Origin of the sequence: Peptoniphilus indolicus (assembly GCF_900454665.1) — a bacterium.
In the GTDB taxonomy this organism is placed as follows: domain Bacteria; phylum Bacillota; class Clostridia; order Tissierellales; family Peptoniphilaceae; genus Peptoniphilus; species Peptoniphilus indolicus.
In genome coordinates this window covers 806,104-832,529 of the sequence record NZ_UGTH01000001.1, presented here as the reverse complement: position 1 = coordinate 832,529, position 26,426 = coordinate 806,104, and the positions used below count along the sequence as shown (strand labels likewise).

The following is a 26,426-nucleotide window of genomic DNA, read 5'->3' as shown; positions in this document are numbered from 1 at the left end:
TATGAAAAAAATATGTACAATTTTATTTGCAGTTTTTTATTTAGTAGCTTGTTCAAAGAAACAAGAAGGACTTCAACAATATAAGACAAAGTATGTTGGAGATAATTCAAAAGTTATTGGAATAGTAAGCGGACTAAATTATCCGAATGGCTTAAAATATAAATCAATTGAAATTCAGTCAGAAAAAGAACCTTATGGATTGAATGTAAATCTTGAAGGTCAACAAGAGGCAAGTTTTTTTGACCAAGCAGTAGTTACATTTGCAATGATTGAAAATTTAGGAGAGCTAAGATATTTTAATAATCAAAAAGAATTGAGCTCTTTTTCAAGAGGGGCAGTTGATTTAATATTGGAAGCCAACGGAACAAATTTAAATGAATTAAATAAAGATGATGATAAATTACAAGAATATATAGATAAAGTTAATTTAGATGAGTCAAAATAAAGTGAAAGCTCCTTCCTTACCAATCATAAGGAAGGTTTTTTTATATTTAATATTTTGAAATTAAATTTTGTTGTTCTAAGAGTAGAGAGTATAGGTATAAAATGAAAATATATTGACAATTAATTTATTGAATGATAATTTCTAAACTAGATAGCTAGTATTTATTTAGTAATTTTATGCATTTAAATTGAGGAAAGGAAGATTTAATGAAAATTATAGAGACTCCTTGGCATTTACTTGGTAAATTTATTGGACTGGGATTTGGAATTCCATTTTTTTTAGTAGGATTAATTTGGTTATTTTATGGGGGAAATGTAGCTATTTTATACAATGGAATTTTATGGATAGTTGTCAGTTTTCTACTTTTAATAAAAGCAAAGCTTAATAATAATAAACTAAAAAAATTAAAAAAAGAAGGTGTGTGTTATGATTGTTTTATAACAGAGATTATACCAAATAATATGGTTAGAATAGGAAGTTATATGACAGCTAGGATTAAGTGTAAATACAAAGATGAAAAATCGGAAAAGAGTGTTGTAAGTGGATATTATCTACTTTCACCATGGGATAGAATAGAAAATTTAAATGCAAAAATTTATGTAGAAAAAAATAATGATATAAAAAACATAGTAGTTATTCATAGAACAAAGGAAATTTTTAAAGCGTGAAAAATTTATCGGTTAAAAAAACATCCATTGGAGTACTGAGTTCCAATGGACATTATAAACCGATTTTTTATTTACTTTTTATTTTTTTCATAAAGTCTGAATTCTCTGATTAGATATAGAGAACCACACCACAATACTAAATCTCCATCTTTAGCACGAGATTTTGAGTATTCATAAGCTTCAATTCTATCAGCTATAGCAGTTACATTTTCAGTTTTCTTTAAAACTTCTTTCTTCAAATCTTCAAGTTCAAAAGCTCGAGGATTGTCTATGTTTGTTATGATTAATTCATCTGCGATAGAAGATAGTTTTGAAATTACATAGTTGTAATCTTTATCTTTTAAAATACTAAAGCCAACTATCAATCTATTGTATTTAAATGCCTTTAATGATTCAAGTAAAGCTTCAATAGCTTCAGCATTGTGACTTCCATCGATCAAAACTTTAGGATTTTCAGATATAACTTCAAGTCTACCATGGTTTTCGGTATTAAAAATTGATTCTTTGATTATATCATCAGTTAAATTAAATTCATCTTTAAAGCGTTCAAGAACCATAAGAGCAAGAGAAACATTGTAAAGTTGGTGTACTCCAACAAGTTTTGTCTTGGCATTTGTGAAGTTTCTAAAACTAAATTGATTGTTTTCAGGTGAAAGCTCAATGTCTTTAATTTCATCTGGTGAGAAAGTAAAGAATTCTGAGTTGTGTTCACTTGCTATTTCTCTTAAAACTGACATAACTTCAGGTTTTTGAGGATATACAAAGACCGGACGATTGTCTTTTATAATTCCACCTTTGTTTTCAGCAATTTCTTCTATAGTATTTCCCAAAATATTAACATGGTCCATAGAAATAGTAACGATTACTGAAGCAAGAGGCGCTTTTATAATGTTGGTTGAATCTACACGACCTCCTAAACCAACTTCTATAACTGCCACATCAACTTTTTGATCATAAAAATATCTGTACATTATTGCAGTTAAAACTTCAAAATAAGTGTTGTGGAATCCTTCAGCGTCTAAAGTTTCAACAACAGGTTTTAATTCATCAATATACTTCATAAAATCTTTGTCAGATATTTGAACGCCATTTATAGAAATTGATTCTAATATAGTTTCCATATAAGGAGATATAAACAGGCCGCATTTTGAAGTAGCAGATAAAGCACTTTCTAAGTAATGACAAGTAGAGCCCTTACCATTTGTACCTGCAACATGTATAGCTTTAATTTTATCTTGAGGATTATCAAAAGCAGCAAGAAGTCTACCTACGTTTTCCATAGTATGCTTTTCTCCGCTGGAGCCTCTGTCGTACATCCAATCTACATAATCATCAAAAGTTTTTAATTGTTTGTTTTCTGTATTCATTTTTTCCTCGCTTGTAATAAATAACATATTAATTTATAATCGATACTATCAAAGTAAAATAAGGCAGTCAAGAGTTAGACTACGATAATATTAGCAAATATACTTCAATTATATTTCTATTATACTACTTAATAAAGGCATTAAAAAAGATGTAAAATCGAATTAAATACAAAATGAATTAGGTGAAAAAATGATTTTAATGATAGATAATTATGACTCGTTTACGTACAATGTTGTTACGTATCTAAATATTTTAAAAGAAAAAGTTGTAGTTAAAAAAAATGATGAGATAAAAATAGATGAAATAATAAAATTAAATCCTGAGGCAATCGTTATTTCTCCAGGGCCTAAAACTCCGGAGGAATCAAAGATAAGTTTGGAGATACTTAAAGAACTACAAGGCAAGTATCCAATCTTGGGAATATGCTTAGGGCATCAAGTTTTTGCAGTTTCAAGAGGTGTAGAAGTTGTGGAAGGCAAACGTCCAATGCACGGCAAGATGAGCGAGATAACACATGATGGACAAGGCGTGTTTAAAAATATACCAAATCCTGTAACTGTTATGAGATACCATTCACTAGTTGCAAAAGAAGATTTGTTTGTAGATGATAAATACAATGGAATGAAGATAACATCAAGAACAAGTGACGGAGTTATAATGGGATTTAGAGATAAAGATATGAAAATTGAAACAGTACAGTTTCATCCTGAATCTGTTGGTACAGACTTTGGTTTAAAGATGATAGAAAATTTTTTGGCAGAGGTAAGAAATGATAAAAACTAAGCACATTGATACAAACATAGCTCCGGAGGAGCTGTTATTTAATATAAGAGAAAAAAGCTATCCATTTTTCTTAGATAGTGCAAAGGGGAATTCACATCAGGGAAATAAATCTTACTTCGGGTTTGAGCCAAAGATAATAGTTAAATCCAAGGGATTTGACACAGAAGTAGAAGGACTTAAGAATTTCAAAATTCATAAAAATCCGTTAGATGTTTTAAGAGAGCTTATGAAAGAATATTTTGTAGAAGACGATAGAGATTTTATCGGAGGTGCTGTTGGATATCTTTCATATGACTTTACAGAAGAAAATTGCAATGTAGTTTTAAAAGCTGAAAAAAATGTAGACATATATGACGCATTTTTTGGAATTTATTTCAAAGTTGTAGAATATGACAATGTTTCAAAAGAATTTAATATAATATACGTGGATGGAGAAGATATAAGAGATATCGAAGAAATATTTTATTATAGAGAAATAGTTCCAACTGAATATCACACTGAAGAAATGATTAAGGGAATTTCAGAAGAAGAATATGGAGTTGCCTTTGATCAAGTTAGAGAAATGATAAAAAAAGGATTTGTATATGAAGTAAACCTAACTCAACAATTCACAGTGAAAAGCGATAGAGACCCATATGATTTATATATAAATTTAAGAAATATAAACAAAGCTGACTTTATGACATATATGGATTTTGGAGATTATCAAATACTATCTTCATCACCTGAAAGATTTTTTAAGTGTAAAGATAGAATGGTGGAAGCAAGGCCTATAAAGGGAACTATAAAGAGATCTGCTGACAAAGAAGAAGATGAAAAATTAAAAGCTGAGTTGTTAAATAGCGAAAAGAATGTCTCTGAGTTGTTGATGATTGTGGACCTTATGAGAAATGATCTAAGTCTTTCATGTAAATATGAAACAGTTAAGGCAATTGAAAATTACAGACTTGAGAGCTACGAAAGTGTACACCATCTAGTCGCCACAATTGTAGGGGAATTAAGAGATGAAGAAGACATATACAGTCTTATAAAAAATATTTTCCCGGGGGGGTCAATAACCGGTGCTCCAAAACTGACAGCCATTGAAGCGATTGACAAGGTAGAAAAATATAAGAGAAATGTATATACGGGTTCACTAGGGTATATTTCATTTAATGAAAACTCAGACTTGAATATATTGATCAGAACGATATTAAAAAAGGGCGAAGACTGCTATTTTTCAGGTGGAGGTGCAGTGACTTGGGATTCAGAAGTTAAAGATGAGTACAATGAGTCATTGCAAAAATCGCTAAAATTAATAGAGGCACTGAAGTGAAGCAGTCAGATGGAATAAAATATGGCAAAGGACTTTTTGAAACCATAAAGATAAAAAATTTAAAACTTGAATATTTTGAAGACCATCTACAAAGGCTTAAAAACTCAATGGAATTTTTAAAAATTTGTTCTGATGGGATAGAAAAAGATATAGAGCTAGAAATTCAAAAGCTTGATTTGAATATAGATGGCGCAGTTAGAATAATGGTTTTAGAAAATTTTGAAAAATACAGTCTGCATATAGAAACTAGACTTACTGACTATACAGATGAAAAATTTCAGAGTGGCTTAAAACTAAAATTGGCAAAAGAAATAAGGGATAAAAATAATCTCTTAAATAACCACAAAACCAACAACTACCTTTTAAATCATGAAGTATTGGCAAATGCCAAGTCAGATGGATATGATGAAGTTGTATTTCTCAACCAAGATGGGAATGTGACAGAAGGCAGTTATACAAATCTATTCTTTATAAAAGATTGTATGGTTGTTACAGCGCCGGTTGAAGATGGTTTGTTACCCGGAATATATAGAAAAAATCTTATCAAAAAGTTTGATGAAGAAAATATACAGTATGAAATAAGGCACATACCATTTGAAGAAGTAGAAAATTTTGACGCTTGCATCTGTACTAACTCGCTTATGAAGAAGAGATTTGTTAAGAGTATAGATGACATTAAATTTATAAAAACTGAATACACAGAAAAAATATTAAAATTATAGAGCTCATAGCTTCTCTTATTTGAGAGGCTGTGAGCTTTTTGTATAGGTAAAATCTAAACACAGTAAATATTAAATTAATAATATATTCTAGTTAAATTGAGGATTACAAAAAATATATTGCAGTTTAATTAAAGTAAAAAAAGAATGTTTTTTTATAAAAAATATGTTATACTCTTAAAGTGTTGCAAGTGAGTATCATTTGCATAATTATTATATTATTCTAAGAAAAATTAATTACTATTAACTCAGATGAGATATTCATAGTTTTATAAATAAAATATTTAACATTCTTTAATATACAGAAGAGCTGTTTCAATGGGGGAATAATTAAAAAATGAATGTTTAATTGAAGTATAAGTATTAAAATTTAAACATAGGTTTATAAATGTATATTTAAATTATTTAAAGAAAGTAAATAAAATATAGCAAAAATGTAAAAAATATTAATCGAAATATACTGCTGTAATTTTAAGTAGTATTAACTTTTTTGAGATTAGTGTGGGATTTTATTGTATTTAAAAAGATGTGATAGCGGGGGTGTAAGACGGTTTATTAAATAGTAAAGGGATATAGACAAAAGAGGTTTAAAAATTTTAATTTATTAACTTAAATAAATAATAGTTAAAAATAAGGAGTATTACATGAAAGAAAAAATATTATCAGCGGGTTTGGCAGCTCTATTACTAGTTGGGAGCATAAACCCCGTTGCATATGCGCAGAATGGATTGAGCAATAAAGCGAAAGTAGAAAAATTAGTAAGCAGAAAAATAGTAGAGGGAGATGAAAAAGGTAACCTCAACCTTAATGACAACATCAAGAGAAGTGAGATAACAAAAATAATAGTTTATGCACTGGGAAAAGAAGCAGAAGCAAAAAAATTACAGCCAAAACAAGGGAAATTTTCAGACGTTTTAATAAATCACTGGGCAAACGGAGTAATTTCATTTGCCAGCGAAGAAAAAATGAAAAATGGACAAAATATAGTAAACGGATATCCGGACGGAACATTTAAACCCGAAGACAACATAACAAATGCAGAACTGTTAAAGATGTTGGTAGTGGCGACAAAGAAAGACCTAAATAGCATAGAGATCAAAAATGCCCAATGGCCAAAAGACTATATAAAATGGGCAGAAGAAGAAAAACTGATAGGAAAAGACACAGGAATAGAAAAAATAGAACCAAGCGAAAAAGCTACAAGAGAAACAGCATTCGTAGCATTGAGCAACGGATTAGAAAAAATAGAAAAGAAGACAAACACAAGCACAAACAAAGAAGAACCAAAGAAAACAGAAAACAAGAATAGGAGCGGATTTAACTACAGAACAATAAACATAGTAGGTTACGATACACCAAGAGAAAATAGAAGTTCAAGTGCAGTAGATTTAAGACCTGCTAAGCCATTAAATCCTACAAACACTGTTACTCCTAAACAACCGGATATTCCTGTAGAATCATCTCAGAAAGAAGTATTAGACAAAGTGCCATCAAAAATAATTCTCAAAGATGGAAATGATATAGTAAAAGAATATACTTGGACAAAAGATGAGTGGGTGGGAAATAAAGAAATTGTAAAAAAATTAAATCAAACACTTCCTAAGAAGTATGAAAATTTAGATAAGAATACTTTTAACATTGAGCTGTTTAATAGCAACGGTCAAAAGTTAGAATTGATCAAAGAAATTAATGTTACAGGAGGGGGAGAAAATAAAAAATTAATTACAGTGTACTTAAATGATGATAAATCAAGTTACATAATGTTGTTTTTTGAATTTGAAAGTAAAGAAACTAAGACTGATAGACCGTCGAAAGACAAAAAAACGGGAACAAGTTTAGACCGTAATTTAATTTCAAATTTGGAAAGAGGATCCGTGCCAATAGCTGGTCCAATCCCAAGGCCAAAAGAAGAGAGAAACAGAGATAAATTGAAATTTTTGACTACGGAAGAGATTGATAAAATAGGCAAAGATAAAATTTACCCGGACGGAGAATATTATGGGGATGGATATGGGCATCATAAAGCAAAAGCAGTACCGTTAAAAGTTACTATAAAAGATAATAAAATTGTAGACATAGCAGTGGTTAAAGAGGAATTAATAAAAGCGGACAAACATCATCCGGATATAGATGATGGTGGAGTATATTTACGAGGCTACGAGAAAGTTAGAGAATCAATACTTAAGAATCAAAATCATCATCAATTAGCATATTCTTTATGCTCTTACTATGAAGCTAAGGATAAGATTGTCAGGATGATAAATGAAAATAAAAATAACGCTGAAAAAAGTTATGAAGAAGCTTTTAATCAAATAATTGGTGAAGGAGAAATTCCTAAAGAAAAATTTATTATTGGGAATGCTGCAGACCTTGAGAATAATATACATGTATCGTTAAGAAACTATGCAAGCGAAAAACTTGGGTATAAAAAATATTTTGACCAAATAGACGGCGTAAGCGGAGCTACAGATACCGCAAAGGGGACGGTTGAAGCTGTTGCTATGGCATTGGAGAAGGCTGATCCGGCGATACAGTTTACAAACTTGATTATAACAGGAGAATTTGGAACGAGAGAGGGTTATACAGTTAAAGAAAATTCAAAGTTGGATTTGGATAAACTTCAAGTAGAACTTACCATGAAAAACAGTTCAGAAAAGAAGACTGTTCCGTATTCAGATTTTGACCAATATGGATTAAAAGTAATAAATGTTTACACGGGAAAAGAAGTCAAAAATGGCAGTGAGATAAATTCAAATCTACTCGGTACAGATATAAATAGGGGATTGTATTTGGCGGTAATTCATGAAGATAGTAATACAATCAAAAGATGTAAAGTTATTTATGTTGAAGAAGAAAGAGTGAAGCTTGAACCGTTAGGGATATATTTAAAAGTTAGCGGCTCAGATAATTTGATAAATTTAACTCCTTTTAATCCAGAGGAGTTTGCACAAAAAGTTAAAGTTTCTCCTGATGTTTACAAAGCGGTATCTTCACTTAATGGAGTAGAATTTATACTTAAATACAGAGAAGAAAGCAATGAAGAAAGAGAAACGCAATTAGTTTACAAAAAAGAGAATTTAAAAGAAGCTTTGGAACACAATAGAGAGATTATTTTGGATATTGACACTAGTAAAATCTCTTCTAAAAGCGGTAAAAAAATAAAATACAAATATACAACCTACAATTTAAATATTATAGAAGATACTTCTATGAAAAATTTTATTGATAAAGATAATCGCAATTAAAAACTAGGGCGATTTAAATAGATATTTTTATCGTATGACTATTATTTTGTAGTTTAGTAAATTATCAGAAACAAAAAGGAATTAATTGTTGTTAAGAGCAGGTTATTTATCTTGCAATAATCACAAAGCAAAGGAGAAAGATGACAAATTGGCAATATCCAATAAAAACAAATCTCCCCCGTGAAGACGGGTAAAGTTGAATTTTAGAACGATGATCAGACCATATAGCACATTGATTTAAGAAGTTAATAGTATCAAGAGAATGTTTGTTAAAATTTGAAGCATTCATAATAGGATGAGAGTTAAAAATTATCATTTGCTATATAAATAACAGTTAAAAATAAGGAGTATTACATGAAAGAAAAAATATTATCAGCGGGTTTGGCAGCTCTATTACTGGTTGGGAGCATAAACCCCGTTGCATATGCGCAGAATGGATTGAGTAACAAAGCAAAAGTAGAAAAACTGGTAAACAGAAAAATAGTAGAGGGAGATGAAAAAGGTAACCTCAACCTTAATGACAACATCAAGAGAAGTGAAATAACAAAAATAATAGTTTATGCACTGGGAAAAGAAGCAGAAGCAAAAAAATTACAGCCAAAACAAGGAAAATTTTCAGACGTTTCAATAAGTCACTGGGCAAACGGAGTAATTTCATATGCCAGCGAAGAAAAAATGAAAAATGGACAAAATATAGTAAACGGATATCCGGACGGAACATTTAAACCCGAAGACAACATAACAAACGCAGAACTGTTAAAGATGTTGGTAGTGGCGACAAAAAAGGACCTAAATAGCACAGAAATCAAAAATGCCCAATGGCCAAAAGACTATATAAAATGGGCAGAAGAAGAAAAACTGATAGGAAAAGACACAGGAATAGAAAAAATAGAACCAAGCGAAAAAGCTACAAGAGAAACAGCATTCGTAGCATTGAGCAACGGATTAGAAAAAATAGAAAAGAAGACAAACACAAGCACAAACAAAGAAGAACCGAAGAAAACAGAAAACAAGAATAGGAGCGGATTTAACTACAGAACAATAAACATAGTAGGTTACGATACACCAAGAGATAGTAGAAGTTCAAACACAGATTCAAGACCTGCTAAGCCGTTAAATCCTACAACTCCTACTACTCCTAAGAATCCGGCAGCACCTCTAGTGCCATCTCCTAAAGAAGATGTAAAGTATGCTGATGGAACTTGGTATGGAATTGCAAAAGAAAATTATGCAAATCCTCAAAGAGGAGAAGATTTAGTAGCAGTAACAATAAAAGATGGCAAAATAACAGGCGCAAAGATAGTTTATACTACAGAAGATCCGGCAACTGGATTATCAGAAACAAATGGTATAAAAATTTTAGGTGCATATTTTGGAGAAAGTGAAGAAACATTTAAAACACCGAAAAATATAGATGAAAAAGGATTGAAAGAAGTACAAGAATATCTTCAGAAAAAAGTAAGAGGTAAGATAAAAAATTTAAATTCTAAGTATGATGCGGTAACAAATGCTACAATCTCTGCAAGAGCTTACTTGCTGGGAGTAGAGCATGCATTAGAAAGAGCCGCTAAGTATGCAAAGGATAAAGAAGATCAAAAAATAGCTTTTATTAAAGTTGAAGATAGAACCAATGCTATGAACGAAGGTAAATTATTCTATGATAAACCTATAAATTTAGGATTTTTGAGATTTGAAGTTACAAAAGCAAATGGCGAAGTTCTTAAATCTCAAACATTAGATGATTTAAAGAAATTAGGTGTAGAGTGTAACTATAAAAATGGAGATGTGATTGCAAACCAAGGGAAACGTACTGCAATAGAACTTAAATTTACACATGCGCCTTCTTTGACAGAGCAGAGTTTAAATATTGTTGTGTCAGAAACTCCAAAAGTAAAAGACAACCCATCACATTTCCTTATAACTTACAAAGACGGAAGCAATCAAAAAATAGACATTCCAAAAGGAAAATTAACAGTTGGTAAAGTTATATCTATAGACAAGCCTATAGAAAAAGTTGAACTATATAAAGATAGTGAGATGATATTAGAAACTGAACCAATATATCAAGGAGATAGTGCAAAATATTTTGCAGAGACTAAAAATTTGGCTTCTAAAGATAGATGGGAATATGGAACTTACCGTTTAGATACTCATTTTGAGAAGGGTTTAGAAGTAGAGTCCTTTGAAATAGAACCTATAACAAAAAATACGGAGTAGGGGAAAAGCTTAGTGATAAAGATTTAAAATTAAAAGTAATTATGAACTCTGGGCAGACAAAAACTATATTCTTTACAGATGCACCAAAAGAAGGCTTTGAAATAGACCCTATAATAGGATATGAATTTACAAAAGATGATTTAGCAAAGAAGGAAAAGGAGATTACCGTAAAAAATAAAGGTAAAGAACAAAAATATAAGGTGCAAATAACTGAACAGGAAAATTTAACACCAGCAAAAGTAGTTATAAAAGATAAAAAAGATGGTAAAGAAATTTTCGAATTGAAGTGGAAACAAAATGAGTGGACTGATCAAAAGGGACAAATCTTTAAAAAAGGTATAATAGGAACAATTCCAACTAAATATAATAGTTCTAAAATAAGTGATTTTGATATAAAAGTATACAATTTAGAAGGTAAAGAAATAAATATTCTAGATGCTGAAAAAACAGTTTATTCAGTAATTAAAAAAGAAAGAGGATTTTTCCAAGTTCATTTCAAAGCTAAATATGATGATGTAAGTAATTATGCAATGTGGTCAGTTGGCTTTAAAGATGCAATAAAAGATGAAGATAATATAGTCGGCAAAGATAATGCAGGCGGCAAAGCAAAAGTAATAGATAAAGTTCCAACAAGAGTAGTTCTAAGAGATAAAACAGATAATACTGTTGTAAAAGAATTTACATGGAAGAAAGAAAAATTTGAAGAGTCTGGAACAATTTCAAAACCCAAACAAAGTATCCCGGTAAAATATAAGGATTTAAAAGAAGATACTTTTAAAATAGAAGTATTTAACGAATCAAATCAATCCATAGATGACGTAGTTGAAGAAGTAAAAGTAGTGAATGCTGGAAAAATGAAAAATCTTACTATTAACTTTAAGACTGATAAATATGCTGCAAGTTATTTGATGATATTTTTTACTAATTTCGAAGAACAAGAAAAGTCTGTAAATGAGAAGCAAGGGAATTCTCAAGTGAATTACTTTGGAGAAGCTCCATGTGAAGATATAATTGCAAAGTTTAATTTTACTCAAAAAGTAAAAGTTGTAGTTGGAGATGATGGCCGAATTGAAAGTGTAACAGATAACAATACGGATAGAGGTAGTCAGAATGCAATTTATTGGACGGTATATGAGAATCATGAGAATGGATTAAAGAAATATAAAGGGAAAGACCTTGATGGAGTTAAAGCTATGAAAACAGATAAAGACGGAGTAGATTCTGTTTCTGGAGCAACAGTTACATCAAAATCAGTTCAACAAGCTGTAATAAAGGCATTAGAAAGTAAAAATCAAAAAAATAAGTAATAAATTTATAAGGGGCGGGTTTAAGTCCGTCCCTTATAATCTTTAAATTTTAAGGAAGGGAAAGAGATGAAAATAACAATTTGTGTTCTGTCGGCACTCTTATTTGGATATTTATTTTCAGATAAAATCAGAAAAAATAATATACCTGTGTATATTTTAGCTTCAACAATATCTGTAATGGCAATTATGCATTCGTTTTTTAAATTAAGTGGATATAATGTTGAATATTTTGTAGGGCTAAAACAAATTATGCGTGCTATAGAATCAGGAGCTCTAGGTGGAGCGTTTTTTATAGTTGTAATGTACTTGGGTGTAGTAAATATGAAATATGAAGTATGTAAGAGATTGAAGATAATTAGAGCGGAATTATCTATAATAGCTTGTATATTTACAATACCGCATAATTTTTATTATTTTTTTGATTTCATAAAAAAATCTGAACTTTTAGATAGGATGAGCGGTTTTTCTATATGGACAAATTTGATGGTGTTCGCGTCTGCAATTTTTGCCATAGGGATTATGCTACCTCTATTTATTACATCGTTTAAATTTTTTAGGAAAAAAATGAGTGGCTCAAAGTGGAAAAATCTGCAACAGTTTGCTTATATATTTTATGCAATGATATATGTGCAAGTTGTTATGGTCTATATATCAAGGCCTCTTGGACTTGATAAAGTTATAAGTTTAATTTTTTATAATGTTGTATTTATTTCTTACACAATATTAAAAGTTAATGGAATTTTAGAAAAGAATAGAAAGAAAAAAGTTTTATTGGTAGAGAAAAAGGGATAGATGTTTTTATGAATATAAAACAAACAATAGTAACAGTGTTAGTATGTTCTTTAATAGTGATGGGAATAAATTCCGGGACTAAAATAAGCAAAAGTCAATCAGTCGGGAAACAAAATTTAGTCGGCATTATTAAGGGACCTTTAAAAAATGGAAATTTTGAAGGAATCGGCAAAGGCTACAATGGCGATATAAAAGTGAATATAACTATAAATTCAGGTAAAATGGAAGATATAGAGATAATAGATTCTAATGATGATGAAGAGTATTTATTGCAAATGGATGGTTTAATAAAAGATATTTTAGAAAATGAGTCTATAGATGTTGATACAATAAGTGGGGCTACATTTTCTTCAAATGGAGTAATAGATGCGGTGAAAGATGCTTTGATGAAAGCCGGGGGGTTAAAATGAGTAAACATGGATCTAAGTTTGTTTTAACTGGAGTAATTTTGTGTGTTTTTTTCAGTATAACTAGTTTTGCATTGGGGAAGTCTGTAGCTGATAATACTCTAAAATCTAAAGCGGAGGCTTATAAAAAACCTAAACATGCAAATTTAGCGATAAAAGATTTAGAAAATAATGATGTAATTGAAAGTAATACATACATTGATAAGGAAAAAGGATTAAAAGATGGTGTGTACGAAGGGACAGCTAAAGGTTTTAAGAGCGATATAAAGGTATCTGTAAAAATAGAATCAGGAAAAATAAAAGATATAAAAGTTCTTGAAAATAATGATGATAAACCATATTTTAATAAAGCTAAGTCAATAATAAGTAATATTATAGAAAGACAAAGTCCTGATGTGGAAACAATAAGTGGAGCTACTTTTTCTTCGGTCGGTATAAAAAATGCAGTCATAGATGCTTTAGAAAAGGCCGGGGCTGGTGAGTTAGAAAAAACTTCTGTGAAGAAATCAGTTCATTCAGCGGGAGTTGATGGAAGTTATAAGAAAAAGTTGGATCAAATTGCAAAAATGGTTGAAGAATTGAGTAATGAAAAAATTACTCCAAACAAATTAAAAGATGGGACATATGAAGGTTCAGGTAAAGGCTTCAAAGGTGAAATTAAAGTGTCTGTTAAAGTGGAAGATGCTAAAATCACAGACATAAAGATATTAAAATCTTCTGATGATGAGCCATATTTTAGCAATGCCAAGGCGGTATTGGATAAAATATTAAAGACGCAGTCTACAAAGGTAGATTCAGTTAGCGGAGCGACTTTCAGTTCAAATGGAATAAAATCGGCAGTTAGAAGTGCTTTGAAACAAGCCGGCGATGATTCAATTGTAAGCTCACCGGAAAATAATGATTCTTCAAATGAAGAGAATAAGGAAATAAATAAAAAATTAGATTTAATTATAAGTAAGTTTGAAGGAAGTTCTGAAGGTTCTGAAAATTCTAAAGGCTATAAGGACGGGACATATAAAGGAAAAGGAAAGGGCTTTAAGGATGATATAGAAGTTGAGCTAACTATAAAAGACGGCAAAATAGAAAAAATAGATGTCTTAAATTCTTCTGATGACGAGCCTTATTTTAGCAATGCCAAGGCTATTTTGGATAAAATAGTAGAGTCACAATCCGCAAAAGTAGATTCAGTTAGCGGAGCAACTTACAGTTCAAATGGAATAAAGTCAGCAGTTAGAAATGCTTTAAAACAAGCCGGGGGCAAAGGTGATGAGTCAGATGCTTCACAGGAAATTAGCGAAAAGCTTGACGGAATTAGCAAAGAAAATAAAGAATTGAAAAAGAAAATAGAGGCTTTAAGCAAATCTATCAGTTCACTGGATAACGGAGGAGACCCTACTTCATATAAAGATGGAAAATACGAAGGAGAAGGACAAGGCTTTAAGGGAAGTATAAAAGCATCTGTAGTAGTGAAAGATAAAAAGATAGAGTCTATAAATATTATTGAATCTTCTGATGATGAGCCTTATTTTAGCAATGCTAAAGCGGTGATAAATAAGATAATTGAGAAGCAATCTACAAAGGTGGACTCAATAAGTGAAGCAACTTTTAGTTCTAATGGAATAAAATCGGCAGTTAGAAATGCGCTTAAAAAAGGTGGCGGTTCTGAAGGCGGAAATGACGAAATAATGGGAATGTTAAAAGCAATTTCAAAAGAAAATAAGGAATTAAAAAATGAAATTAGCAGATTAAATCAAAACTTAAATGTGATAGATAGAGGTGAAGAGACTAAAGGTTATAAAGATGGTGAGTATGACGGAGTTGGCAGAGGTTATAAAGGCGAAATAAAGGTTTTAGTTAAAATTAATGAAGGCAAAATTGAAAAGATAGATATAAAAGAAGAGAATGAAGACAGACCTTATTTCAATTTGGCAAAAAATATTACTAAAGATATAGTAAAAAATCAATCTGTAAAGGTGGATTCAATATCAAATGCCACTTATAGTTCTAATGGAATAAAGAATGCAGTAAGAGATGCACTTAGAAAAGCAAGCATAAAAGAAGTAGGGTTAGGCAACAAGGAGCCTAGATCAGATGAAATGCTCAAGACTATTTATGATGATAATAAGATTATAAAAGAAAAAATAAACTCTATAGAGGATTGGAAAGCTACAGTTACAAATCAAATCCAAAACATAATACGAGACTTGAAAAATTTTATAAATCCGAATATTAATTATGACGAAATTAAACCTCGTGAAAAAAATAAATCGGATAATAGAGATGGAAAATACAGCGGTAGCGGTAGAGGTTTCTTAAATTTTGAAAGTAAGGATAATAAAAATGTGAAAGATAAAAATTCTATTTCTGCATCTGTAACTATTGAAAATAATAAAATAGTAGATATGAAAACTACCTTTGAAGACTCCCAAAATCCGGGAGTGTACAAAGTTATGTTTGATAGATGTATGGATAATTTATGGCTTAAAATTAAAAAGACAGACAGCGTAGAAGAAGCTTACCAACTAATTTCAAATATGTATGATGACATCAAGCCGATAAATAAAAGAGGGTTATATACGACGGAACAATCAAAAATAAACAAGCATTTTGATGGTATAAGCGGAGCTACTTTTTCAACTTCAGGAGGTCTTGAAGCTTTAAAGAAAGCCTTAGAACAATATAATTCTAGATAAAAATTTATAACTTATTAAAATATGTGGTGATAAAATGAAAAAAATATTTATTATAATTTGTTTACTCATACTAACAGCATGCGGAGGCAATAAACCAAATGAAATAGAAGAAAATAACACAAAAATGCAAAAATACGAAATACAATTTTTCGAGGCATTCGACACAGTAACAACATTTCAAATATACGACACAGACGAAAAAACAGCAAACGAAAAACTGGAAAAAATGAGAAACGAATACTTTAGACTACACAGAGAATTCGACAGATACAACAACTACGAAAACCTAAACAACCTAAAAACAATAAACGACAACGCAGGAGTACAACCGGTAGAAGTATCAGACGACCTATACAACCTAATAGAAACAACCCTAGAACGAGAAAAAACAATATCAAACAAAGTGAACATAGCAATGGGACCAATAATAGACATATGGGCCAAATACAGAGAAGCCCATCTAGACGGAGGAGAAGCAGAAGCAATAAAACAATTCGGACACCCATTACCGGAAAGAGAAGAACTAGAAGCATTAAGAAACCTAACAGACACAACAAAAATAAAAACAGACAAAAAAACCAAAACAATCTATATAGAAAAAGGAATGAAACTGGACCTGGGAGCAGTAGCAAAAGGATACGCAACAGAAAAAATAGGAGAATACGCAAAACAAATAGGAGTAAAAAGCGGACTAATATCAGCAGGAGGGAACGTAAAACTGATAGGAAAGCACCCAATAAAAGAAACATACACAGTAGCCATACAAAACCCAAACGACAAAGGAGACAACAGCACATTCCTAGCCGTACTAAAGCTAAACGACACATCAGTAGTAACAAGCGGAGACTACCAAAGATACTTCGAATACAACGGAAGAAAATATCACCACATAATAGACCCTAAGACACTATACCCGGAAGGAGAATACAACTCAATAAGCATAATCACAAAAGACTCAGGGCTAAGCGACTACCTATCAACAACACTATTTCTCAGCACAGAAGATGAAATAAAAAAGATTAGTGAAGAACAAGATGTTGAAGTTATATGGAATACACTTTCTGGTGAGTTAAAAGAAACCGGGCATATGTTAGAAAATCAAAATTAGAATACAAAAATTTATGTAAAGACCTTACGATTAAAGTAAAAATTAATCATAAGGTCTTTAATGTGTTTTGATATTTTTTAAGTTAAAATAACAAATAATTAAATTAGGAAACAGGGCATTAATTGACAGTATTAATAACTAAAATAAAATGAAAATTCAAATATCTAGCTATTAAGTAAAGTTATATACTTTTTTAAGTTCATTATTATAAATTGGAGAACTATAATTAATAAGACATAGATAAATTTTAGATATAACCAATTATTGCCATAATAATAAATAGAGTTTATATTTATTAAATTGATATTAACTAAATTCATTAAACTAAAAATAAACGTTAAAATTATTGATATCCACTTTTCCTTAAATAATGCTTGAAGGAAACTCATAATTGAGCTATAAAATATAAAGTTTATAATTCCAGAGATAAATATATAAAATGTATTTATCTCTGAATAATTGTTTTCACCAATGAAAATTTGTCCTATATCAAATTTATAGTTAAATATTATTCTTAAAATCAAGTAGTTATATGCCATATTTAAAATAAATAGAATAAAGATAATAAAAGTTTTATAAAGATAAATCTTATAATTTGAATAAGGTGTAGATTTTTCTAAGTCATCTATACCTATCTCTTTAGAGTTTATTAAACTACTAAAGAGTATAAAAATATAGAAAGTTGGCAATATTGACTCGAAAAATCGTATGTATGAAAAACTATTATTTACTTCAAAAATAAATAATAATATAGGGGAAATTAATATTAGAAATATCTTTTTTAAACTTATTTCTTGTTTTAAGATAAATTTAATTAACATGGCTATCTCTTGTATATCCTTTCTTAAAAATTACGATTGTTCCTATGGCCAACAAAATAGTCAATATAAATATAACCAATCTGTTTATGAATAACAAATCAATAAATTTTTTATCTATTAGTGTAAACATATCTCTTCTTATATGAGGTAATAAAACTTTTAATTTATTTTTCTCAAATGTAGGAGTAATAAATGCAAAACAAACACTGTAATATAATGGAGCTGTTAAATATATTTTTCTGCTTATTTCATTTAAAAAATATGCAAGACCTATTAAAAATATAATTGAAATCCATATTAACATGAATAATACAATTAAATAATCTGAAAAAGCACTTAAGTAGTCAAACTTTATTTTATTATGAATAATTAATGAAATAATAATATATTCTAAGCTTGCCAATAGTAATATTGTAGATTGAATTTTTAGCAAGTTACATAGAGAATATTTTGTAGGACTATATGGTGAAGTTATTATAAATACTTCGCTGTTTTTATTTCTATAGATATAGAAATAGTATCCAACTACTATATATATAAATAGAGACCAAAGAATAATTATTTTGTCGGCTAATTCATATGCAAAATCAAAAGAAAGATTATGGTTTTTACCAGTTTCATATAATCTATTTTGTACATCTTGCAAATCCATTCCGGAAAAATAAGATATATCAAATCTAATTTTTTCAAATTTTTCTATTGTTCCATTTTCTATAGCTATTTTATAAAGTTGATCCCATTTTTTCTCATAGTCGTTATATTTTGTTTTATTTATAAAGTTTTCCCTTATGTACTGTATTTCATTGCTTTTTAATGTGATATCATTTTTTATTAAATCTTTGAAATAATTATTTAAAATTTCCATCTTTTCTTTATCTGACAATGTCTCGAATCTTGGGAATACTTTATTTAATAGTTTATAATGCTCTAGACTATTTACATCATATGATGTTTTTATTGGGAAACTTTTTATATATCCAATACTATTGTTAGCTAAGAAGATACTGATTAGTGTAAAAATTAACAATACAATTGGAAATATTTTTTTAATTTTTAATGAATGAGTTTTTATTTTGCACATATAAGTATCCACTTTCTAAAGTTTTGTTTTTTTCGACAGCATCTAAAGTTTTATCGCTTACTAATGTAATCTCCATAATATTATCAAGATATTTAATATTTATAATTTCACCAAGAGTTTTTATTTTTTCAAGGTCATCTTCTTTTACTTTAAAAATATATACATTTGGAGAGTTTTTTATAAAATCGCTTGTTTTACCAACATATTTAATATCTCCGTTTAATAGTATAATTACATCACTACATAAATTTTCTATATCTTCAACAATATGAGTAGATATTAAGGTTAGATGTTCTTTAGAATATTTCTTTATACTATTCCTCATTTCGATTCTTTCTTTAGGATCTACTCCTGCAGTTGGTTCATCTAATAGGAGTATTTTGGGTTTATTTAGTATAGAAATTGCAAATCCTAATCTTCTTTTTAGACCGCCTGACAAATTTATTGCTAAAGAATTTTTATAGTCTAACATATTTACTTCAGTTAATACTTCTTCTATTCTTTGTGGAACAATATTTTTGTCCATAAGTTTTAAAATTGCAAAATATTCTAATACTTCATAAACTTTAAATCTAGGGAAGAAATCAAAGTTTTGAGGCATATAACTTAGTATAGAACGAATTTCTCGATAATTTTTAGATTTAAGATTTAAACCATATATATTTATGTTTCCTTTTTTAAATGGCAGAATAGTAGATAATATTTTAAAAAAGGTAGTTTTACCTGAACCATTTGTACCAAGCAAGCCAACTATTCCCTCACTAATTATTAGGTCAGGAATATTGAGTTGAAATTTATTTTTATAATTAAATTCTAAGTTTTCTATTTCTATCAATTTCATTCTCCTTTGATTTATAAATATAGTAAAAAAGTAATTTACATAAAGTCATATTAGAATACTTAATTTGCCGGCGTAAATTTCTATGATTTTAAATAGTTAAAAAGTATAAATATATCATTCACCAATTATAGAAATCATACAATTTAATTTATAGTTTGAACTATCTCGTCTTGCCGAATTTAGCTCAGGAGTATTAAAAGTTGAAACTCTGCAAATTTCAATATTTTCTAACAGTATTCCACAGGAAATAAGTATATCTAAATTTGCGTCCACCATACTCAATTTATATTTTTCTCCAAAAGGTTTGAAGAATGAATCCCGATTTTTAAAAGTTTTAAACTCATCATAGACATCTATTCCAACTTCGTAGTTCTCTTGGTCAATGCTAGGTCCGATAAAACAGAGTATATTTTTTGCCTCACAACCAAAATCTTGAATCATTAAATCGAGTGCATTTTTTGAAATTTTCTTTACTGTACCTCTCCAACCGGAATGGACAACGGCTTGGACTTTTTTAATTGGATCATACATCAAAACTGGAGTGCAGTCGGCGAATTTAATGACAAGTGCAATATCTTTTTTATCTGTAATAAGTCCATCGGTATTTTCAAACATTTTGCCATAAGGTTTATCTGTTCCGTTAAGACCATCTGCATACATAACATTATCTGTGTGAAGTTGGTGTGCAGTATAAAATTTATCTGGTTTAATTTCAATTATATTTGCAAAATGATTCAAATTTTCTGCTATTTGAGGGTTGTCACGTATATCGTAGGAAGAGCCGGAGATATAGTGTTTAAGTCCGGCGTTTAATAATAATTTTGAAAAAATCATTTTTTACGAATCTCCTCTAACCATTCAGTTTCTTCGGGGCTGTGTGAAACGTGTTTATCTATATTAAGTGAGTTTAAAATTTCTAAATCTTCTTTAGATAGTTCAAAATCAAATAAGTCTATATTTTCAAAAACTCTTTTTTCTTTTGTAGTTCTTGGAAGGACTATTACATCTCTTGCAATATTATATTTTAAAACTATTTGTCCAACACTCACATTATATTTTTTAGCTAATTTTAAAACAGCTTGGTCATTAAATAACTCTCCATTGCCTCTTGCAAGAGGACTCCAAGCAATGGGTTGTATGTTTTCTTTCTTTAGATAGTCTATAAAATTATTTAGAGTGAGCAAGGGATGGGTTTCGATTTGGTTAACATGAGGTTTTATATTTGCGGTCACAGAGAGTTTGTCTAAGTGATGTTTGTAGAAATTGCAAACTCCTATGTTTTTAAAAACACCTTGTTCATAGTAATCTTCTAAGACTTTCCAAGATTGTTCACTGTCTTCGCCTGGCCAGTGTAAATACATAATTTCCAAGCGGTCTGTTTTAAGTGATTTTAAAGACCTTTCGATACTTCTCTTAGTGGCATCTGCTCCGAAATCTGAAGGCCAAACTTTAGAAGCGATTTTAAATTTATTTAATTTTTCAGATTGTATTATCTCACCAATAAATTCTTCATTTTTATAAAAATAAGCAGTGTCTATTAATTCATAATTGGCTTCATGAGCAACAATCATAACTTTTCTAAGTTCAGGCTCATTTTCCAAAGTATATACACCAAGCCCAACGGCTGGTAAATTATTTCCATTGTATAAATCAAAATATTTCATAAAAACCTCCTATTTATAAAGTATCTAAGTAATATTTTATCATATAAAGATAATTAGCAATTATAAAAGTACATTTGAGAAATTAAATAAAAAAGCAGAGACCTTTTTTATTTGAAAGTGCTATGTTATTATTGACTCAATAAAAAGAGAGGAAAACTATGAATAAAATACTATTGATAGAAGATGATAGACAAATAAGTGATTCAATTAAATCTTTTTTAGATTCGAAAGGGTATCAGACTACAACTGCATATTCATACACAGAAGCTATCACTAAGCTTGATGAGAATTTTGATTTAGCTATATTGGACTTAAATTTACCGGATGAATCTGGAATAATTCTTTTGAAGAAATTAAAAGATAGAAATACAAGAGTGATAATAGCAACAGTAAAAGATGATGAAAATTTTATAGTGGAAGCTCTTGATAAAGGAGCAGATGACTATTTAACAAAGCCTTTTAATTTGAGTGTTTTAAGAGCTAGAATTGATGCCAGTTTAAGAACCATACCTATAAAAGTTGGGAATAAAATAGAAGTTGGAGAATGTGTTTTAGATTTGGATAAGGCTATTATTTTCTATGAAAGTAAACAAGTTGATTTCACGAGTTTAGAGTATGAAGTGATGAGCCTTTTTATAAAAAATCCAAATAGAATATTTACACGAGAACAGCTTTTAGAGAGATTTTGGGAAAATAAAAATCAATTTGTCAACGATAACACATTAACAGCAACGATTAGGCGGATAAGAAATAAAACATCAAAGACATTATTAAAAACTGTGCGTGGAATTGGATATAGAATGGAAATATTATGATTTATGTATTTTGGATTTTAAGTTTATTTTTGCTATATGTATTTATAGAACATAAAAAGAGAGATAGAATAAACGAAATTTTAAATTTAGTTGATAATTTGTATAAAAAAGATTATAAAATTCCGATGAAACAAGATGATTTTTCAATTCTTGAGGATACGATATACAAGTTATTTTTAGAAATTATAGAGGAAAAAGAAAAATTTAAAAAATATTCTAAAACTCAATTAAAAAATGTAGAAGATATTTCTCACCAAATAAAAACTCCTATAATGACAATGTTACTTGATATAGAAACTTTAGAAAGAGAAAACTATGAAAATAGAGAAATTCAAAAGTTAAAGTTTCAATTAAATCGATTAAACTCGTTAGTGGGAATTTTGCTTAAGTTATCAAGTTTAGATGCACAGCTGGATAAAATGAAAAGGGAAAAATTTTATGTTGAGGAAGTATTTGAATATGCTCTAGATATTTTAGAAACTGAAATTGATAAGAAAGAGATAGAAATAATAAAAGACTGTTCAGATGAGTATATATATGGAGATTTCTACTGGATAAATGAAGCAATAATTAATATTTTAAAAAATGCGGTTGATTTGGAAAGTTGCACAAAAATAATTATTTCAGTAAAAGATAATCCAATTTTTACGTTAATTAATATATGTGATAATGGTGGTGGAATAGACAAAAAATATAAAGATAAAATATTCCAAAGATTTTATAAAACACCTGATTCAAAAGGATTTGGAATTGGATTAGCCATGGCTAAAGTAATAATAGAAAGTAACAATGGAGAGATAAGTGTTGAGAATATTCAAGATGGGGCAAATTTTAAAATTAAAATTTATAAATGATATTTTAAAAGAGAACTTAGTAGCTTAAAGTTCTCTTTTGTCATTTTAAAATCACTTTAGTTGTATATTATTTATGTAAGAATCAAGAGGTGATAAATATGGAAATATTGAGAGTAGATAATTTAAAAAAAGTCTATGGAAATGGAGAAAATAAAATAAAGGCATTAAATGATGTAAGTTTCAAAGTTGAAAAAGGGGAATTTTTAGCTATTATGGGTCCAAGTGGTTCTGGAAAATCTACATTAATTCATTGCATAGGGGGTGTTGATACGCCAACAAGTGGAGAAATTTTTATAGAAGGTACAAATATCTCAAAATATTCTCAAAAGGAATTAGCACTTTTTAGACGTAGAAAGGTGGGACTGATATATCAATTTTACAATCTCATTCCAAATTTAACAGTAAGACATAACATAGAACTTCCTATAAAATTGGATGGCAGGAAGGTGGATGAAAAATTTTTTGAAGAAATAGTTAAAAAATTGGGAATAGAATTAAAACTTGATAACTTTCCAAATGAACTATCAGGGGGGCAACAACAAAGAGTGGCTATAGCAAGAAGTTTGATTTATAAACCATCAATTATTTTAGCTGATGAGCCAACAGGAAACTTGGATAGAAAAAATTCGCAAGACACAATAGATATTCTAAAGTATTTTAATCATAGCTTAAATCAGACAATTATCATAATTACCCATGATGAAAGAGTGGCTTTGCAAACAGATAGAATTATTTCAATAGAAGATGGAAAAATATGCGGAGATGAGAAAAATGGCTAAAAAGAATATTTCTATAACAATATCTACTTTTATTGCATCTTTTGTAATTTCAATTTTAGGATATATTTTAATAACACAAAATTTAGAAATTTATAATTCTTATGTAGAAGCTATGCCTGAACATATGACATTGTATTCTAAAATAGGTGAAAACAAGATAGAACTGATTAAAAATTTAGAAAATATAAAATCGGTAGGATTTAGAAGTGACCCAAAGTCTTTAAAATATAAATCGGATTTGTTTACAATAAATAGATTCGATGAAAATTATTTTAAAATGCAAAAAGATTTCTTGAAGAGTGGGACATTTCCAGATAACTCAAATGAATTAATAGTTTCAGAAAAAACTATGGATAGATTTAAGTTTAAATTGGGAGATGATATACAGGTTCAATCAGGGGATAGATTATTAAAGGGAAACATAATAAATCCAACATTTGGATATAACAAAAATGAAAAGTTTAGAGAAGATAATAAAATGGTTTTTAAAATAGTCGGGATATTTAAAAATCAGTCTGATAAAAAAATTCAAAATGTATATTCAAAATTAACAGAAGAAAAAGAACTCTATCCTTGTATAAAAGTTAATCGATTAGACAAAATATATGATACAAAGTTGGACATAGAAAAAATAGTTGGAGAAAAAAATTTAGTCATAGAGAATATAAATTTATTAAGATTTTTGAAAATAGATGAAACTGGAGTACATCCTTTGAGTTTTATCGGAATTAACCTTCTTCCAATTATAGTTATAACAGTAATATTTATATTTATGATAAAAAATGTATTTAATATTTGGGGAATTTATAAAATAAGAGAATTTTCAATGTATAAATCTATTGGAGCTACAAATTTCCAAATATATAAATTGTTAGCTAGAGAGATTTTTAAAATATCAATTATACCTATCTGCATAGGTGAATTTTTAGGACTAGTTTTAATTGTTAATGTATTTAAAAAACTCTTTTCTTTACAAGCTAAACTACTTTCTATACCAACAAATGAAATATATTTAAATTGGATTTCTATATTAACTATTAACTTTATAATTTTTATAATATTAATGATTTCCATTACATTTCCAACAAGGACTATCTCTAAGATAGAAATATTAGATGGATTAAAAGAAAATATACAGACCAAAAGTCTAAAAAAGAAAAGAAATAAGAACCTTTTTAAAGAATTAAAAATTAATAATTATAAATCTATTAGACCAGCTTTTATTATTATGACTGTTGGACTTATATTAGTAATATTTTTAATCAATACAAGCACATTAAATACTTATAATGAATTAAGAAATAAAGATGAAAGAGATTTCAACTTCTTATTGAGATACAGTACTAAAAACAACGAATATCCAAAGATTTTTGATGATATTATAAATGAATTTCCTACTAAAAAAACTATGGTAACTTTAGTTAAAAATTACTATGTTAATACGAATAAGTTGGACTATAGCAATGAGTTTAAAAAAATAGGTTATGCAAAAGGATTTGATGGATTATTTTATTATTCAGAAGATAATTTAGTCGATGGTACTTTAATCGGAATAGATAATGAAAGATTTTCAAAAATTAGTGAAAATGCATCAGATGTTGTATTGGTAAACTTGGTACAAGAAAATCCAAAAACTTTTTATGCAGACGCAAAATTTATTCCTTATATTGATAATAATGTTGATAGCCTTTATTTAAGGCCATTAAGCAATATGGCTGAACAAGAAATAGAGATAAATAAAAAACTAAATACATTTGTTGAAGATAGTGAAAATATTAATTTGTATCAAGTGTGTTTAGTAACTTCAATCGAAAATTTTCAAAAAATTATAAAGAAATCAGAACAAGCTTTTGTAGAAAAGGGCATAGAATTTCCTAGAATATACTATGAATTAAATATGAAATTTAGTGATAAAAATATAGAAGAGTATTCTAAGAGAATAGAAGATATTATGGAAAATACTGTATTAAACGATGAGAAGTACATTGTAAATAATAAAATACAGCAGATGAAATTAAATAAACTTAATGAGCAGAGTGTATATTTTATAGGAGTATTATCTATTGTTTCGGTTGTATTTTTAAATATAGCAAATTCATATGCCTCAACAAATTTATCATTTTTCAACAGAGAAAAGGAAATAGGGGTTTTATTAAGTAATGGGATGTATGTTGTTGATTTAGAAAAAAACTTGCTGAAAGATATGAAAAAAAATATTATAAAGTCAGTATTTATTGCTACGCTAATAGCTAATGCTTTATTTGGATCATTATTAACAACCATTCCATATATAAGTATCAAAAAATATATTTCTATTTTTCCTTTTATGATAATTTTTCTAATAGTTATAATTATTATTTCATTCAGTTATATAATATATTACTTTGCGATGAAGAAAATAACTAATAAGAGCATTGTTGAATTAATAAGATAATATTTTTAGAAATTAATAGCAAATAAAATTAGAAATTATATATTAAATTCAAATTTAAAATGATAAACTT

Annotated in this window: 21 protein-coding genes; 16 read left to right on the top strand and 5 right to left on the bottom strand. The window is 28.7% G+C overall.

Annotated elements, in window-relative coordinates; translation table 11 throughout:
• Position 1 precedes the first annotated feature (1 nt).
• Positions 2-445, top strand: a complete 444-nt coding sequence (locus DYE58_RS03940; RefSeq protein WP_115312041.1) for a DUF4825 domain-containing protein — start codon at positions 2-4, stop codon at positions 443-445.
• Between the two features lie 206 nt (positions 446-651).
• Positions 652-1,113, top strand: a complete 462-nt coding sequence (locus DYE58_RS03935) for a hypothetical protein (RefSeq protein WP_115312040.1) — start codon at positions 652-654, stop codon at positions 1,111-1,113.
• A gap of 71 nt (positions 1,114-1,184) precedes the next feature.
• Here the strand turns inward: DYE58_RS03935 and DYE58_RS03930 are convergent, their stop codons facing one another.
• Positions 1,185-2,480: a bifunctional folylpolyglutamate synthase/dihydrofolate synthase gene (locus DYE58_RS03930; RefSeq protein ID WP_040552298.1), complete on the bottom strand. Its 1,296-nt coding sequence runs from the start codon at positions 2,478-2,480 to the stop codon at positions 1,185-1,187.
• 190 nt (positions 2,481-2,670) lie between these two features.
• Here DYE58_RS03930 and DYE58_RS03925 point away from each other — a divergent pair, with 190 nt between their 5' ends.
• The 10 genes from DYE58_RS03925 to DYE58_RS03880 all read left to right on the top strand — a co-directional run bounded on the left by DYE58_RS03925 (position 2,671) and on the right by DYE58_RS03880 (position 17,067).
• On the top strand, positions 2,671-3,264 hold the full coding sequence (locus tag DYE58_RS03925; RefSeq protein ID WP_004820666.1) for an anthranilate synthase component II: 594 nt from the start codon (positions 2,671-2,673) through the stop codon (positions 3,262-3,264).
• Positions 3,251-4,579, top strand: coding sequence for an anthranilate synthase component I family protein (locus DYE58_RS03920; RefSeq protein WP_115312039.1), 1,329 nt, complete (start codon positions 3,251-3,253; stop codon positions 4,577-4,579). Before DYE58_RS03925 ends, DYE58_RS03920 begins: the two co-directional genes overlap by 14 nt.
• Positions 4,576-5,301, top strand: coding sequence for an aminotransferase class IV (locus DYE58_RS03915; RefSeq protein WP_004820671.1), 726 nt, complete (start codon positions 4,576-4,578; stop codon positions 5,299-5,301). The genes DYE58_RS03920 and DYE58_RS03915 overlap by 4 nt, the downstream gene beginning before the upstream one ends.
• 641 nt (positions 5,302-5,942) lie before the next feature.
• Complete coding sequence (locus DYE58_RS03910) at positions 5,943-8,543, top strand: S-layer homology domain-containing protein (RefSeq protein ID WP_004820673.1); 2,601 nt, start codon at positions 5,943-5,945, stop codon at positions 8,541-8,543.
• A gap of 354 nt (positions 8,544-8,897) precedes the next feature.
• Complete coding sequence (locus tag DYE58_RS03905; RefSeq protein WP_115312038.1) at positions 8,898-10,760, top strand: S-layer homology domain-containing protein; 1,863 nt, start codon at positions 8,898-8,900, stop codon at positions 10,758-10,760.
• A 41-nt stretch (positions 10,761-10,801) separates the two neighbouring features.
• Positions 10,802-12,067, top strand: a complete 1,266-nt coding sequence (locus DYE58_RS03900) for an FMN-binding protein (RefSeq protein WP_115312037.1) — start codon at positions 10,802-10,804, stop codon at positions 12,065-12,067.
• Between the two features lie 66 nt (positions 12,068-12,133).
• On the top strand, positions 12,134-12,859 hold the full coding sequence (locus DYE58_RS03895; RefSeq protein WP_115312036.1) for a ferric reductase-like transmembrane domain-containing protein: 726 nt from the start codon (positions 12,134-12,136) through the stop codon (positions 12,857-12,859).
• An 8-nt stretch (positions 12,860-12,867) separates the two neighbouring features.
• Positions 12,868-13,269 (top strand): FMN-binding protein, encoded by a 402-nt coding sequence (locus DYE58_RS03890; RefSeq protein WP_004820680.1) that lies wholly within the window; start codon positions 12,868-12,870, stop codon positions 13,267-13,269.
• Positions 13,266-15,959 carry an FMN-binding protein gene (locus tag DYE58_RS03885; protein ID WP_115312035.1) on the top strand — a complete coding sequence of 898 codons (2,694 nt, stop codon included), beginning with the start codon at positions 13,266-13,268 and terminating at the stop codon, positions 15,957-15,959. Before DYE58_RS03890 ends, DYE58_RS03885 begins: the two co-directional genes overlap by 4 nt.
• Positions 15,960-15,993: 34 nt before the next feature.
• Entirely contained in the window at positions 15,994-17,067 is a 1,074-nt protein-coding gene (locus DYE58_RS03880; protein WP_115312034.1) for an FAD:protein FMN transferase, read from the top strand.
• An 810-nt stretch (positions 17,068-17,877) separates the two neighbouring features.
• Here DYE58_RS03880 and DYE58_RS03870 read toward each other — a convergent pair.
• The 4 genes from DYE58_RS03870 to DYE58_RS03855 form a co-directional block, all read right to left on the bottom strand.
• Complete coding sequence (locus tag DYE58_RS03870; protein ID WP_115312033.1) at positions 17,878-18,969, bottom strand: hypothetical protein; 1,092 nt, start codon at positions 18,967-18,969, stop codon at positions 17,878-17,880.
• Positions 18,935-19,804, bottom strand: coding sequence for an ATP-binding cassette domain-containing protein (locus DYE58_RS03865; protein WP_172463316.1), 870 nt, complete (start codon positions 19,802-19,804; stop codon positions 18,935-18,937). Before DYE58_RS03865 ends, DYE58_RS03870 begins: the two co-directional genes overlap by 35 nt.
• Before the next feature lie 120 nt (positions 19,805-19,924).
• Entirely contained in the window at positions 19,925-20,644 is a 720-nt protein-coding gene (gene pgeF / locus DYE58_RS03860; RefSeq protein ID WP_004823458.1) for a peptidoglycan editing factor PgeF, read from the bottom strand.
• A complete protein-coding gene (locus DYE58_RS03855; RefSeq protein ID WP_115312031.1) occupies positions 20,641-21,474 on the bottom strand; it encodes an aldo/keto reductase in 834 nt (277 codons plus the stop codon). Before DYE58_RS03855 ends, pgeF begins: the two co-directional genes overlap by 4 nt.
• 158 nt (positions 21,475-21,632) lie before the next feature.
• On the opposite strand from DYE58_RS03855, the gene DYE58_RS03850 reads away from it, so the two are divergent.
• The 4 genes from DYE58_RS03850 to DYE58_RS03835 all read left to right on the top strand — a co-directional run bounded on the left by DYE58_RS03850 (position 21,633) and on the right by DYE58_RS03835 (position 26,356).
• Positions 21,633-22,289, top strand: coding sequence for a response regulator transcription factor (locus DYE58_RS03850; RefSeq protein ID WP_004820686.1), 657 nt, complete (start codon positions 21,633-21,635; stop codon positions 22,287-22,289).
• Complete coding sequence (locus DYE58_RS03845) at positions 22,286-23,143, top strand: sensor histidine kinase (RefSeq protein ID WP_115312030.1); 858 nt, start codon at positions 22,286-22,288, stop codon at positions 23,141-23,143. Before DYE58_RS03850 ends, DYE58_RS03845 begins: the two co-directional genes overlap by 4 nt.
• Positions 23,144-23,241: 98 nt before the next feature.
• Positions 23,242-23,922: an ABC transporter ATP-binding protein gene (locus tag DYE58_RS03840; protein WP_004820689.1), complete on the top strand. Its 681-nt coding sequence runs from the start codon at positions 23,242-23,244 to the stop codon at positions 23,920-23,922.
• Complete coding sequence (locus tag DYE58_RS03835) at positions 23,915-26,356, top strand: FtsX-like permease family protein (protein WP_172463315.1); 2,442 nt, start codon at positions 23,915-23,917, stop codon at positions 26,354-26,356. The genes DYE58_RS03840 and DYE58_RS03835 overlap by 8 nt, the downstream gene beginning before the upstream one ends.
• Positions 26,357-26,426 lie beyond the last annotated feature (70 nt).

Coding starts and splice junctions, on each gene's coding strand:
- DYE58_RS03940 (WP_115312041.1), top strand. CDS start 2: ATGAAAAAAATATGTACAATTTTATTTGCAGTTTTTTATTTAGTAGCT.
- DYE58_RS03935 (WP_115312040.1), top strand. CDS start 652: ATGAAAATTATAGAGACTCCTTGGCATTTACTTGGTAAATTTATTGGA.
- DYE58_RS03930 (WP_040552298.1), bottom strand. CDS start 2,480: ATGAATACAGAAAACAAACAATTAAAAACTTTTGATGATTATGTAGAT.
- DYE58_RS03925 (WP_004820666.1), top strand. CDS start 2,671: ATGATTTTAATGATAGATAATTATGACTCGTTTACGTACAATGTTGTT.
- DYE58_RS03920 (WP_115312039.1), top strand. CDS start 3,251: ATGATAAAAACTAAGCACATTGATACAAACATAGCTCCGGAGGAGCTG.
- DYE58_RS03910 (WP_004820673.1), top strand. CDS start 5,943: ATGAAAGAAAAAATATTATCAGCGGGTTTGGCAGCTCTATTACTAGTT.
- DYE58_RS03905 (WP_115312038.1), top strand. CDS start 8,898: ATGAAAGAAAAAATATTATCAGCGGGTTTGGCAGCTCTATTACTGGTT.
- DYE58_RS03900 (WP_115312037.1), top strand. CDS start 10,802: ATGAACTCTGGGCAGACAAAAACTATATTCTTTACAGATGCACCAAAA.
- DYE58_RS03895 (WP_115312036.1), top strand. CDS start 12,134: ATGAAAATAACAATTTGTGTTCTGTCGGCACTCTTATTTGGATATTTA.
- DYE58_RS03890 (WP_004820680.1), top strand. CDS start 12,868: ATGAATATAAAACAAACAATAGTAACAGTGTTAGTATGTTCTTTAATA.
- DYE58_RS03885 (WP_115312035.1), top strand. CDS start 13,266: ATGAGTAAACATGGATCTAAGTTTGTTTTAACTGGAGTAATTTTGTGT.
- DYE58_RS03880 (WP_115312034.1), top strand. CDS start 15,994: ATGAAAAAAATATTTATTATAATTTGTTTACTCATACTAACAGCATGC.
- DYE58_RS03870 (WP_115312033.1), bottom strand. CDS start 18,969: ATGTGCAAAATAAAAACTCATTCATTAAAAATTAAAAAAATATTTCCA.
- pgeF (WP_004823458.1), bottom strand. CDS start 20,644: ATGATTTTTTCAAAATTATTATTAAACGCCGGACTTAAACACTATATC.
- DYE58_RS03855 (WP_115312031.1), bottom strand. CDS start 21,474: ATGAAATATTTTGATTTATACAATGGAAATAATTTACCAGCCGTTGGG.
- DYE58_RS03850 (WP_004820686.1), top strand. CDS start 21,633: ATGAATAAAATACTATTGATAGAAGATGATAGACAAATAAGTGATTCA.
- DYE58_RS03845 (WP_115312030.1), top strand. CDS start 22,286: ATGATTTATGTATTTTGGATTTTAAGTTTATTTTTGCTATATGTATTT.
- DYE58_RS03840 (WP_004820689.1), top strand. CDS start 23,242: ATGGAAATATTGAGAGTAGATAATTTAAAAAAAGTCTATGGAAATGGA.
- DYE58_RS03835 (WP_172463315.1), top strand. CDS start 23,915: ATGGCTAAAAAGAATATTTCTATAACAATATCTACTTTTATTGCATCT.